The 13000-nt window shown below is 40.3% G+C and carries 11 protein-coding genes; 2 read left to right on the plus strand and 9 right to left on the minus strand.

Annotated elements, in window-relative coordinates; translation table 11 throughout:
• Positions 1–209 precede the first annotated feature (209 nt).
• Both AACS98_RS19185 and AACS98_RS19190 read left to right on the plus strand, forming a co-directional pair.
• Complete coding sequence (locus AACS98_RS19185; protein WP_066382787.1) at positions 210–1199, plus strand: sucrase ferredoxin; 990 nt, start codon at positions 210–212, stop codon at positions 1197–1199.
• A gap of 304 nt (positions 1200–1503) precedes the next feature.
• Entirely contained in the window at positions 1504–1695 is a 192-nt protein-coding gene (locus tag AACS98_RS19190) for a hypothetical protein (RefSeq protein WP_066382788.1), read from the plus strand.
• Positions 1696–1924: 229 nt separating this feature from the next.
• Here AACS98_RS19190 and AACS98_RS19195 read toward each other — a convergent pair whose 3' ends face one another.
• From AACS98_RS19195 to AACS98_RS19235, 9 genes are all read right to left on the minus strand, one after another.
• The gene (locus AACS98_RS19195; protein ID WP_066382789.1) at positions 1925–4237 is read right to left on the minus strand and encodes a tail fiber domain-containing protein; all 2313 of its coding nucleotides are present in this window, start codon (positions 4235–4237) and stop codon (positions 1925–1927) included.
• Positions 4238–4340: 103 nt separating this feature from the next.
• The gene (locus tag AACS98_RS19200) at positions 4341–6155 is read right to left on the minus strand and encodes a phage tail protein (protein WP_066382790.1); all 1815 of its coding nucleotides are present in this window, start codon (positions 6153–6155) and stop codon (positions 4341–4343) included.
• A gap of 12 nt (positions 6156–6167) precedes the next feature.
• A complete protein-coding gene (locus AACS98_RS19205; protein ID WP_066382791.1) occupies positions 6168–8288 on the minus strand; it encodes a baseplate J/gp47 family protein in 2121 nt (706 codons plus the stop codon).
• A gap of 14 nt (positions 8289–8302) precedes the next feature.
• Positions 8303–8692 carry a GPW/gp25 family protein gene (locus AACS98_RS19210; protein WP_066382793.1) on the minus strand — a complete coding sequence of 130 codons (390 nt, stop codon included), beginning with the start codon at positions 8690–8692 and terminating at the stop codon, positions 8303–8305.
• Between the two features lie 9 nt (positions 8693–8701).
• Positions 8702–9097, minus strand: coding sequence for a hypothetical protein (locus AACS98_RS19215; RefSeq protein WP_066382795.1), 396 nt, complete (start codon positions 9095–9097; stop codon positions 8702–8704).
• A gap of 9 nt (positions 9098–9106) precedes the next feature.
• Positions 9107–10774, minus strand: a complete 1668-nt coding sequence (locus tag AACS98_RS19220) for a phage baseplate assembly protein V (RefSeq protein WP_066382796.1) — start codon at positions 10772–10774, stop codon at positions 9107–9109.
• Positions 10775–10828: 54 nt separating this feature from the next.
• The gene (locus AACS98_RS19225) at positions 10829–11575 is read right to left on the minus strand and encodes a CIS tube protein (RefSeq protein WP_066382797.1); all 747 of its coding nucleotides are present in this window, start codon (positions 11573–11575) and stop codon (positions 10829–10831) included.
• Positions 11576–11580: 5 nt separating this feature from the next.
• Entirely contained in the window at positions 11581–12546 is a 966-nt protein-coding gene (locus AACS98_RS19230) for an eCIS core domain-containing protein (RefSeq protein WP_198161159.1), read from the minus strand.
• A gap of 259 nt (positions 12547–12805) precedes the next feature.
• The gene (locus tag AACS98_RS19235) at positions 12806–12994 is read right to left on the minus strand and encodes a DUF6760 family protein (protein ID WP_339373723.1); all 189 of its coding nucleotides are present in this window, start codon (positions 12992–12994) and stop codon (positions 12806–12808) included.
• Positions 12995–13000 lie beyond the last annotated feature (6 nt).

Here is a 13000-nt window from a genome sequence, read left to right on the forward strand (position 1 = left end):
GCTCATGGTTAAATGGGTGCTCAGTAAAAGGTAGATAATTACGAAATTGGTGTTCGTGGTACTTGGAATAACGTCCAAGCAACTTTAGTAGGTATTCAAAACCTATTTTTCTATATAGTAAATCAAAGTGATGGGTTTTCTGGTAGCCCTTTGGGAGTTAATAAAATTATTGATGATTTGTTCAAATATTTAGTGAGGTAAGTTTGAATATGTCAATTAACAAAACTCAAAATAATTGCCGTTTTTGTTCAGAAATTTCTCAAGCTAACGGTGAAGACCCAATTGGAACTGCGATCGCTGTGGAACAATATTTAATTATTGAAGCTGCACAACCTTGGCCTGTGGAAATTTGGATTGAACCTGATCCTATGCCACAAGGAGTAATAGACGCTTTAAACTTTGTTTGGGAAGGTGGGGGGACAATTCGACAGCTAGCGATCGCACCAGATAAAGAGTATTCTATTCCTGGGTATAAACACGTATTTTACTATCGCCGCCCATCTGGCTTATTTGCTGAGTATGAAAAACAAGAATTTATCGTACCAGATGCGGAAATTGGTAATTTAGCACTTGCTTTAGTCAAAGAACCAGAAAAACTGCAAAATTTTGCACAATATCGCCAACATAGTCATCATATTAGAGAATTACTTGTCTGCACACATGGTAATGTTGATGCTGCCTGTAGCAGATTTGGTTATCCCATCTATAAAAAACTGCGTGCTGAATATGCGACAACTCATCCAAATCTACGTGTTTGGCGATGCAGTCATTTTGGCGGACATCAGTTTGCACCTACCCTAGTTGATTTACCACTAGGACAATACTGGGGTCATTTAAAGCCGGAAATTTTAGATGTATTGGTATGGCGTAAAGGTTCTGTGAAAGAACTTTATCCTTACTATCGGGGATGGGGTGGTTTATCTAAGTTTGAGCAAATTGTGGAACGAGAAATATTGATGCAAGAGGGTTGGAATTGGCTGCAATATCAAAAATCCGGGCAAATTTTAGCTGAAGATAAAATTAATCAAGAATGGGCGGATGTTCAGATTAATTTTACTGGGATTGATGGTAAAAAAAGTGGTACTTATCAAGCTAAAGTAGAAGCAAGCGGTCATCTGATGACTGCTTTTTCTTCAGGAGAAAATGAACCTTTGGAAGAAATTAAACAGTATAAAGTTAGGCATCTAGTGACAATGTGATATTATGTAGGCTACAGAAATTACGAGAGGCTGCGCCAACGGGGCGGGAACTCTTAACAGGGAACTCTTAACAGTGAAAGAATATGAGCAGCCGAATATTGGGTACAAGCCCCTTAATTTATTCATGAAAAAAATAAAAACATTTTGTACTCTCCGAGAAGCCTTGCAGCTACGAGGCACGTAGTGCAAGAAAAAAGACGTTCATTAACAAATCCCCTAATTTTAATTATGGGGATTTCCCTGTTAAGAGTTGCCCGTTCCCTGTTCCCTCTTAATGTGTTTTTGAGTCTGGCAAGCAATATCCGTGTCTATAGTATTAACTGATTTGCTAAAAAAGCTGTTTGGAACTGCATTTCAACTTCATGGTGCAGCTAAACGTAAATTTATGGCAAAAACAGTTGTGAAATTAAGTTTTGGAGGACAGAGGTTAGCAGAGAGAGATTGGCATGGATTTAATCAGTTTAAAACTTTAATCAAATCGTACAGTGAATTATAAATATTTACGGTCTGGTTGTTGGTAATTTTCCACAATAATTGTTTTGGATTGGATATTATTCCTATTGAAATTTATAAGTCACTGTTACTTTTAACGACTTGAAATCCTGCACGTTTTAAAGCACGAATAGTCCACATCGAAGCAATACCATCTCCTTCACTTCACTGTAGCGCGACAGATAGCTTGATTAACGTCGGGATATGAGTTTGAAGGTCAACAGTAAGACTAGCTACCTATTTTTCTTGTTACTCTTTACTTGATTAACTTGCTCTTTGAGATCAGCTACCTCTTCTCGTAGTTGTAAGATCAGTTCTTGTTGTTCTTTAATGGCGGCAATTGCAACTACAGAAAAATCATTGTAATTCATTCCTTTAAAGCCGCGCTTTTCACTGACAAAATCAGGGAAAATTTGCTCTACTTCCTGAGCAATAAAACCAAAGTACTTGCAGGAATTATTCCCTGAATTGAGCCAATGGTAAGATTTGGGCTGCAACTTAATAACTCGATCCAATACATTGGCCAAGGGTTCAATATCTTGTTTGAGTCGTTCATCACTGGGCTGTCTCCACCCACCTTCTGGTTCAAGCCAACCTCTTACCCAACCTTTGTTTTGGGTTTTGGCACTAAAGTCAAACATCAAATCTGGATCGCCCGCATCGTTCCATTCTGGATAGATTTGCCAATATTGAGACTGATTAGCGTTGTAAAATCGCAATCCATTGCCTCCTGATATAGATATCCATCCATTCACATCCAACTTCATCACTGGATTAGTCGTACCGATGCCAACATTATTTCCAATCGGGTTAATTGCTAATGGCTTATTTCCATGAGATTGAATCCAGCTATAGTTTTGATGATAGCCCAGTCTCAGATTTGACTGATTTGTTGGACCAATAATTAATGAATTTCCATTTGCATCCTGGTTTTGATGAATAATATTTAGTCTCGCCCCTGGATTAGTCGTACCGATGCCGAAATTGCCATTGGTATCAAGAGTTACATGATGTGTATAGTTAGTAGCCAATGTTAATGGATGGTTCGAGTCTGTGCCAATCACACCTCTGGCACCACTCCAGTTGTCATTACTAAAAACACTGGTAACAACTCCACCGCTAGATCTTACATTCAACCGAGCATGAGTTGTACCTAAAATATCCAAAACTTTGTTCCAACGCTGAGGATTATGGATAGATGTTGTACCAATGCCGACGTTACCATTGGTTTCAACTGTTAAAGCATTGTTTTGTAAGCTAACCCCACTTGCACCACCTAAGACTCCCCGCCCGGTTTCTGCGTAGATGCCATACATATTCCAGGCAGCACCTACCCTGAGTCCTGCTCCATCTGATTTTTCCACATCCTTGAAGTGGTTTCGACCACCTCTACCAACGATAGAGATATTGCCGTCAACAGTTAACCAACCAGTTGTGTGCAAAGCATCATCTACCTGCAACGTTCCAGAAGAATGCCCTGATCGCAACACGCCTGTTATTTTCACTTCATCATTATCGGCATCACCGAAGGATACATTACCAGAGACATGCTCGACATCTCGTGCTGTCACATCTCCCTCAACCTCTAGATTGCCGGAGATTTTCAGGTTCCCAGCAATGTTGGCATTGCTAGTGACAGCCAGTTCATTGGTATTTAAAGTCGCAGTTGTGATCGCACCTGTGACCTGCAAGTTTTGTGTGATACCACAGTTGCCAGTTACACTTAAACCACTAGAGGCGATCGCACCCGTAACTTGTAAATCTTGATTAACATTCAGCTTACCAGTGAAATTGCTGCTATCAGTACGTACCTCTAGCCGAGAAAAATTATTACCATTTTCCTGAGAGAGCAGGACTTCGTTTCCAGCATCGGGGACACTCAATTGCAAACCCTGATCTGTAGCCGCCAGTTTCCCTGCACTCACCTGTTTGACCTGTTCCCCGACTATTTGTGGACGACGCAACACCAGTTGTTGCACTGTTTTACTTACCAAACGCCGTCCCTGTGCTGTTAACTCCGTCAGTTCCCCATTACTTTTAACTACTACTCTTGCCAGCACAACAGAAGTACCATCGTCCGCAAAGCCATTCACAGGCTGCAAACGTATCCAAGGTGCATCTTCATATCTACCCAGAGGCCCTTCATCGAAACGCAGAATTTGGGAAAACTGAATCGTCAGGTAAAGGGGTTGATCAGGAGTTTGAGTGTAGCGCGTCAGATCCAGCACCACCGGGACTTGTACTTCTTCGTGGTCTTCGCTTGGGGGATTTTTACCAATATCACCCTTGCCTTCACTAGAAAGAGAAATCAGTTGTCCTCGGTGATCAATGGCAACTCCTGGTGCCACAGTAAGAGTTGTACCAGCAACACTACCACTTACTTCTAATCCTTGAGCAACGCCCCATTCCTGGAAGTTAGCCAGTTGCATCCGGTTTAAAGGTAGATGAAAATCAGCAAAATCTTCATCAAAGTTTCTGGCAGAAAAATTACCTTCATTTCTGGGAGGTTCAGAATAGCGATTGCGTTTAATTGGTTCGGACGACATAGTTGTTTCCTTGATTGAATTTAGTGAATAAGTAAGTCGGCACAAATGTAGAGATGACTAATGATTTCTTGAATGATCACTGGTCACTGATAACTGATAACTTTTAAAGCGATCGCATCCACCAAAAAGTATGTCCTGGTTTCTGTTGATCAATCACATTAGCAATTTCAAAGCGAATTTTGTTACGTTGCTCCCTGGAAGTCGGACGCTGCTGTGAAAACAGAACCACGACACCAAATTCATTAGGTTTAGCACGCCACTCTCTTTCTTGATCTTGAATGTTATAGGCTGAACCTCGATCAGTAACTAGCAAATATCCTTGACGATCAATTGCAATCTTTGTAGGATGAACTAGTTTTCTTTGGTTGGTGATTTGGGTAATTTTCGGTGGTGTTTGCGACAAATCCACACGATATATAGCTGCTGGTTCAGCACGGTGTCGATTGCTATTATCATCAACGATTCTTTTTCGTACTCCTGTATCGCAAATTAACAAAGATTGGGGACTTTCCCAAACTAAGCTTGTGGGAAAAATCAGTGGGTTTTGTGCAAGACTCAGGTTTCCCAACAGTGAAGTCACTGACCAATTATTATTAGGATCAACCCTGAGCAAATCCGCAGCACTGAACGGGGAATTATTTCTAGGTGGTTCTTTCGCATCGGCAATAATTAACTGTCCTGTTACCGGATCTCTAGCTAAAGCAGTGGGTTCGACTACTGTAGTTAAAATATGTTCCTCCACTGCTAAAGGATCTGTACTGACAACAATTATTTTGGTTGTTGAACTACCTCGATGACTGCCACGATCTAAAACTATAAATTGTTTGGATGTCTGCGTATCAGAGGCCAGTACCATATCCATAGGATTAATTGCTGGTAGAGTGGGTGTGGTGCTTTGGTTAATAACAGTATTAATACTTCCAGGGGAAGCACTAAATGAGTAAATTGCCGAACGAGGACGCGAAGTTCGATCACCGACACTCAAGAGGTAGTAACGGTTATCTTCAGAGACGACTACTGCCGTCGGGTTTTTGATTTCATCTCCGGAATAAATGGGTTGAGGAACTGGTAAAGGATTACTAGATTGATAAGTAATTTCTCCTGTACTGGACATTTTCCACAGTGACGCTTTCCATTGGTCTTGGTTTTTAACTTCGCCACCTAGATCAGCAATGATATAGTTGTTGTCCCTGTCAACGGCGATCGCCGTTGGATGCAATAGCACTGCTACATTACCAACCACGCGGCTATAAGCAACAGTTTTAAGTTGCACTGCGCCATCAGTCGTCAATTTTGCCCGCAACACTGCTTCCCCATCATCAATAACAATGCGCGGCTTTTCTCCTGTAGCAGCATAGATATCCAGGTAAGTCAGTACACCTGGTTTTAAGCCACGCTGCTGATAAATAGACAAAATCTCCGAGATAAATTGACGTTGTTGATATTCACTCCACTCTGGCTGAAACTCTAATGCTAACCAAGATGCTAACCAAGGTAAAAATTCTGGGGGAGTGCGCCAAGGATTAAACAGTTGCGGGATTTTCTCAATTGTTTTAGCTAACGAATTGTCCGCACTCAGGCGCAATTTTCCTTCGCTGTAGCTACTTTTGAGAGAATTTGTTAAGAAAATTTCTGTGTTACTAATACTTTTAACCCATACCTGTTCCTTAGTACCAACAATATTCAGCAAATCTCCAGGCTGAAACTGATTTGCCTCAATCACTTTACTCACTTCAATCCGATTTTGACCTGAACTAACGATAGTAGCTTCTGCTTGCATGGCTTCAGCATCAGCAGGAATACCAGTCAGAATATGTTCAAAGATACGCAATGTGCGTGCTAGAAATAAAGTTGGGTCAGTTTCCGCTAACCAAAGAACAGACGGAAGATATTTTGTGTAAGTGCTGATGTTGGTCATTTTGATTAGTGCTTACCTCAAGCGTTCAACGTTAATCTGATGATTGATACCAGCGCAAATAATTTCATAATCTGCGACTGGTACACGCACAAGGGGTTGATTAATGCTTTCAGGTCGGTCATTTGGTTGATAAAATGGTTCCCCAGCTGCCAATTTCAAATCAGCAATAAAACCAATCTCTGGATCTGGCTGAATGACTTCAAATAAGCTAGAAATATTGATTTCTTGTCCCACTTCCCAGCCATTGCCTTCCACACCACCCCAAATCGGATCGAGAAAGCGACTGATTTTGCTCACAATTTTATTCCTTACCTGTTGTTGATAGTCTGCCTGTTGTAATAAACCGTTGTCAAAAGCTTTTTGCCAAACCCTAATTTCTGTGATCACGTTAATTGGTAAATAACGAGGTGAGGTAACGTGTAACTGGGTGGTTACAGGACGACGTTCTTCGAGGTAGTCAGAAACTTCCCGCAGTAATTCTTCCGAGGGCATTGGTCTGGGGTTAGGATTGCTCAAGGGGGCTTGAGGAATAATGATCACGTTGACTGTGCCAATACTGCGATCAATCCCGCCATAAGTCCAAGCATCACCAATTTCTGCTCCAGTTGGTCGTCTGTCGTATTGCGTAAATTGTCTGGGTGCTAAACAGCGTACTTTTTTGACTTCGGTAGAAGCTTCCCTAGCTAAATACTCGTAATCCTCCACAGTAACGGCGCGATAGCGGTTACGCAGCACTTCTGGGGCGCGTCGTTTTGTATCTTCAATTGATTCCTCGTCTGCACCATCAATGGCTGCACCTAAGTTAGTAACTCCTGTAAGGTTACCAATTGGCATCCGAATCAATTGAATGCTATTAGCCGGGACATTCCCTTGCACGCCGCCAACAACATAACGATAAGTCAAAGCACGAATCTCACTTCCCTGTGGGGGAATTGTGCCGTGACCATCAGGTGAAATTGTTGGATGATAGTTACCAAAGGTAATTGTCCCTGTTACTGGGTTGAGGCGATAGTAATTTCCTGCACCTTTGGGTAAATCTGCTTGGTGAGTCCAAGTTGTCCATTCTGTGAACTCGCCATTATCTAAGGCTTCTCGTATCTGAATAATTAAATGTTCGTAAGGATCTTGCACTCTGGGTTGCTTAAACAGAGGTTGATATCGCAACTCAAAAAACTGGAAGGGTTCGCCACTGCTGATTCCCAGTAGTTCTGCTTGACTAATAGTCAGAGCATTGGTAGCGGGAACACTGTTGAAGAGGATATGGCGAATACCAATTTCTACTGCATGGGGAGTTCCACTTGCTGCTGTGGTATTCGTAATCCGAATACCTAACCAAAAGCGGGGCTGTTTAATATCTTCAGCAATTCCTCCTAAAGACCAGTTTTCTGGGTTTTGGGCTGTCCAGTCGGCAGGAACTTCCAGGGAGATGATGCCATTGCTTTGCATTCCTTCGGTACCATCATTTACAGAAGTAATTGCTGACCAATTTTCTGGTGTGTTATTACCAGCAGAATAGTACCAATTGATGTTAATTTGATTTTCTTGGACTGGTTCAGTAAAACGAAATAGTAACTCAATTCTTGTAGTAATAGCAGCATCAAAACCGAGTCCAAGCAGAATAGATTGATTTTCGACAATGGTGATTTTTTTTCCTGTCAAAGGTGAAGCGACTAAAGCAGAAGTGACCTCTTCAATTTGAGCTTGATTAATAGATAAAGCTGTCGTTAAATTAATTGGTAAAACTGTCAGTTCTCGATCCGTTTCAAAAACAATTCCTTCTTCTATTTCTGTTTGTGGTGTCGAAACTTGATGACCTTTAGGAATCATCACTGAACTACTACTTGTAGGAGCTATTTTATAGGTTAAAAAAGTAGAGGCGGGTGTAGCAGGATCGCGGGTGATTCCTAGTAAGTTCAAAAATTCGATGAAGTTTTTTTCTGGTACACGATTGAGGCGGTAGATCATACTTTCCACAATCCAGGCAAATAGCTCAATTAAAGCAATACCTAAATCGCTGGGATTATGGTCAGTCCACTCCGGTGCATAGCGAGGAATTAACGCCCTTGTTTGTTCAACTATTTCTCGCCAAGTACGGTCATCTAAATTTGGTGGATCTACTCTACCTCTTGCCATTTTGATTAATTCCTTTATTGTGACTCTAAATAGAAAGGATAAACTAAGTTTTGTAATTCGTAGGTTGATTTTATCCGATAAGAAACTTTAATTATCAAACAGTTATGCTCGTAGTCGTTATCAATTACTATTTCTTCAAGAATAATTCTTGGTTCCCAAATTTTTAAAGCTTCTTCAACATAGTAATGGGCAAGGTTTGCTGTCGCTCGATTATTAGGTGCAAATAACAGGCTATTTAAGTTACAACCAAAGTTTGGTCGCATCACCCGCTCGTTATATTGAGTTCCTAAAATAAAGCGAATCGAATCCTGAATTTTCTGCTGTTGTTGGGATTGAGCAATACCACCACGAGCATTAATTTTTAAGGGAAAAGCGAAACCTTTACCGAGAAAATCAGCATTCATAGTCCTTATTTAACTAGCAAAAATATTAGTTTGATTTGTATTACTTACTGTGACAGTTACAGAAGCTGTTCCTGAAGAAGTAGCCCCAGTGCTTGTTTCCGTAATTGTTCCGCTACAGGTGATTGTTACTTGGTCTCCCGCTAATAAAATTGGCTGATTCTCGCATTTTACAGTAGTGCTGCTTGCAACAATTACTGCACTTCCAGTACCACTAAAAGTGGTAGTTACTGAGTAACTTCCAAAGCATGTACAGTCTAATTTAATTTGTTGGATTAAAATCGGTTTTTTATTGCCTCGTGTTTTTGTTGCTTGAATATCAGTTTCTACAACTTGGTAATTCAAAGTGGGAGGTGATTGACCTGAAAGTAATAATGTCCGACCAGAAACTGTAATTAACTTACCCATATACTCTCCCTAATTAAGATTTATTTGAGTACCTTGAATTGTAACACCACTTGCATTGATTTCAATAGAATTACCAGCTACTGTCAAGTTAATCCTCGTGGGACTGTTAATAGTAATTCCCTGTGGAGAAACGTGAATTGAGTTATCAAGAAGGTCTTTAATTGTGATACCTTGAGTGTCTGATAAATTAACAGTTAAACCTGCAAGCGTCTCCAAACTCAAACTTTCTTGACCTGGTGTTTCATCAAACATCAGCTTCAAGCCTGTTTTAGTTTGAATCATTTTTCTAGCATTAAGTCCCGTGTTGAATTCTGGTGGTCTAGCTAGTCCGTTCCACAAACCACCGACAATTACAGGACTATTAATATCTCCTTTTTCAAAAGATACGAGAACTTCATCACCCATATCTGGTAAAAAGTAGCTACCTTCATTCGCACCCGCCATCATTGTGGCAATCCGCGCCCAAGGACTAATATTAAGATCGCTCAGATGTGGAAATGATACCTGTATTCTGCCAAGTTGCATTGGATCAAGGTTATTCACCACTTTACCCACGAAAACACCAGTCATTTTTTCTTGTTTATTGGGTGAGGGGCTTTCGGCAATTTTTTTGCGTAAGCTTTTGAGGATACTACTGGTAAATTGTTGAGATACTTCAAACTGAGTACGATAACCACTGCCATCAATGATATGTCTGACTTTGCTGAGGGTATATTGTCCACTAAAACGCTTACCAACGCCGCGAATTTCTACTGTATCTCTTGCCCGTAACTCTGGGATGCCAATACAATTACCAGAGGCTTCATACAACCCTTGTAGTAGCTGTAAGAGAATGGATTTTGCCAGTGCTGCTGCATTTAAGTAATTTGTGACCGGTTGATTGCGAATTACATGTCTGCCCAATTGCAAAAGTTGCTCAATAAATGTACTTCCCAGTCGCTCAATAATATTGTCTAGGTCGGTGGGATCAAGAGCAATTAATGGCAAAATAGCAACGATATTTTGTGCTAGTTGATAGTCATAGCCACGAATGATTTGAATCCCATATTGTCCAGAGGTGGATAAGCGAGGATTAAAGCTACTGAGGTTTTTACCCCATTCTAAAACCACCTGTTCAGTTTGGGGTCGCGGGAAGCGGAAATAAAGTTTATCCCAAAAGACATACACCCAAAAAAAGTTGCGATCAGCCAGTTCTTTTAATAATGCCCAGTCACTACCTGTTTGTTGCACTGACTCCCAAATTGGAGGGGTAGGATCAACAACTGGAATCAGTAAATTTTCGGCAGCAATCTGACTAGCAATGAGAAAATCAGGGGTTTTTGTAAAGGTAAAGCGACTGGGCGAGTTGTGCCGCATCCGATGGGATAAATCGTAACCTGTAATAGTAATTGTAGGTGCTCCACTTTCAGGAAAAGAAGGACTAACAGCTACAATTTCCCCTAAAATCATGGGTTGCAAATTACCCACATAACCCATGTAAATTTCGACTCGTTTACCGACCTCAAATAATGCTGAATCTGTAAAGCGCAAGTCAGCATTGTTGAACTGTATGCTAAACATGTCTGCCATGTCAATGTGACTTTCTACAGTCAAGCTAATGACAGCATTTGTGATATCAGCCCCTAGTGTAATACCTGTTATTTTGACTAGGAAATCGGGGACGTAATATGGCTGCATGGGTAATTGGTACTAAGTTGTTTATTTATGAGTTATTTTTGCAATATTAGTTGATTACTGATCAATTCTCCTTGCTAACGGTAGACGACTCAGGTATGTCAGAGTGGGGACAAATAATTCAGTTCCTGGTTCTAAATTCATGGGATCTTCTATGTTGTTAGCTGCGGCAATTTCTCGCCAGGCTTCTGGATCACCTCTGACAGCACCAGCAATCAGACTTAGGGTTTCTCCTTCCACAACTTGGTGAATTGTACCTTCAACGAAATTACCTACTTCTGTGGTAATGCGATCGCGTGTATTTTGAGGAATCAAGTTAACTGCTGCTGAAACAGTATTACGAATAGTAGGAGGCCCAAAAAAGAAGCCTCTTTGAATCTCAATATTGACTGCTTCATATTCACGGAAACTAACTGATAAATTTGCCCTGACAGGTGTACCATCTTCGATGAACATGGTAAAACGTTGTCCCACACTTTCCAAAACACACCGAAAGTTAAATCCTCCCCAAGAAAAAATTAGAATAGGAGGTGCTTGAGTTGCTGGATTTTGATTCAATAAAGACGTAATTTGTTCAGTTAATTGCCTGACATCGCGCCTTAATTCAAAGGTGTCAAAAAACAAATCCATTTTCAGAATCCGACTGTTTCCACGTACATACTGAATAGGTGGAGTTTTTAGTCCCGGAATTCCGATTTCGGCAAAGGTATTTCCAACATCTAATGAGTACTCTTCCGGGTTAAACATTACCGGAATTCGTTTATTAGTTTCTATGACAACAATCGTTGCCTTTTCTAATGCCATTAATCCTAACCCCCTCGTTCAAAATCTTCTTGAATAAGCTTGGATATTTTTCTATACACTATAGGCTCAACTTGGTCTGCAATCCTATCAATCTGAATATCTGTTAGCTCGAATGTAGGTGAAGATGTCTCCGTTTGAGATTTATTAAATCTACCTGCTGCTGCTGTTTTAGGAGTTGAACTGGAAGCCTGATGAAAATTATTAGAAGAACCGATGTTACTGATAGGAATAGATGGTTGTGGAGAACTAATACTTGCTCCTGGTAAAGAAAAATAATTTAGTAATTTTTTTTCATTACTTAAAGCTGCTTGCTCCTCTACTGCGTTGCTATGAGGAAATTGGTAATTTTGTCTTTGGGGAGTTAAATTAGCAGCATGGGTAATTTCGTGGCCAATCAGAGCAATACTTTCTGGTTTTTGCAGATTATACTTTCCAGTTCTCAACAATACTTTATCTTCGTATGTTATTGCGTCAGCATTGAGTTTTTTGGCATAATTATCAGCCGCCTGATTATTATAAATTTTAACATGAGGAACTCGCAAATTCAAAATATTACCAAGGAAGCTACGGAGTTGGTGACTGATATTTGAATAGCTACTTTGTGCAATTTTATTTTTTAGTTCTTCTTGTGCAATTTGCTGATTTATAATATCTGAAGATTCAGCAGCTAAAACAACTGCTTTTCTGCCTTGAGTAAGATTATTTTCAGGCTGAGAGTTAACTCGACTATACTTCTGGGTAATATGATTAACTAATTGCGATGCTTTTTGGTTCAGAATGATTTGGCGGTCAATAGTAGTTAGAGAGGGTTGAGGCTGGCTAAAAATGCTTGGTTTGTTTAGATGCTTAATGGTTTGAGATTGTTGAGGGGAAGAATCAGATTGTTCGCCTTTTTTTCCTCGTTTTTCTCCTAATAAAGTTGATTGATTAAATTGTGGTAATGGCGATTCTAGCAGTTCAATATCTATCAACTTTTCTTGATTATTAGTTGTTTCCCCTAATGAATTTGACTGATGATGTTGCCGTTGAAATTTCTTCAAGTTAGTCAAATATTTTTGCTGGATCTGAGTAGCGAATTGAGATTGTAAAGGTGGCAAATCTATATTTGCATGAATTTGCCCTTGATGAAGCAAATTTGTGACCTTTTTGAGCAAAGTTTCTCTGAATAAGAATGATTGCTGCTGAGTTTGGTGCTGTTGTAATTTTGCAGTAGCAAAACTTTGCCACTTTTCACCTAAAGTAGTGTTCGCTTTGCGAGATGGTTTTGCTTGCACCATAACCCATTTGCCCATTATTAACTGCTAACTGATTAATAATTTCTTGCACCCATTCCTTTCGCTCTCGATGTTCCATATTCATAATTTGCTCGTAAGACCAATGAAAATGGAATGCAATACAGGCTACCTCCTGACGGAGCAAATCCAG

Source organism: Anabaena sp. CA = ATCC 33047, assembly GCF_963870205.1.
Taxonomy (GTDB): domain Bacteria; phylum Cyanobacteriota; class Cyanobacteriia; order Cyanobacteriales; family Nostocaceae; genus Trichormus.

Excerpts from the sequence above, each read along its gene's own strand:
- AACS98_RS19225 (WP_066382797.1), bottom strand. The coding sequence starts at position 11,575 with ATGGCATTAGAAAAGGCAACGATTGTTGTCATAGAAACTAATAAACGA.
- AACS98_RS19215 (WP_066382795.1), bottom strand. The coding sequence starts at position 9,097 with ATGGGTAAGTTAATTACAGTTTCTGGTCGGACATTATTACTTTCAGGT.
- AACS98_RS19185 (WP_066382787.1), top strand. The coding sequence starts at position 210 with ATGTCAATTAACAAAACTCAAAATAATTGCCGTTTTTGTTCAGAAATT.
- AACS98_RS19220 (WP_066382796.1), bottom strand. The coding sequence starts at position 10,774 with ATGCAGCCATATTACGTCCCCGATTTCCTAGTCAAAATAACAGGTATT.
- AACS98_RS19205 (WP_066382791.1), bottom strand. The coding sequence starts at position 8,288 with ATGGCAAGAGGTAGAGTAGATCCACCAAATTTAGATGACCGTACTTGG.
- AACS98_RS19195 (WP_066382789.1), bottom strand. The coding sequence starts at position 4,237 with ATGTCGTCCGAACCAATTAAACGCAATCGCTATTCTGAACCTCCCAGA.
- AACS98_RS19210 (WP_066382793.1), bottom strand. The coding sequence starts at position 8,692 with ATGAATGCTGATTTTCTCGGTAAAGGTTTCGCTTTTCCCTTAAAAATT.
- AACS98_RS19200 (WP_066382790.1), bottom strand. The coding sequence starts at position 6,155 with ATGACCAACATCAGCACTTACACAAAATATCTTCCGTCTGTTCTTTGG.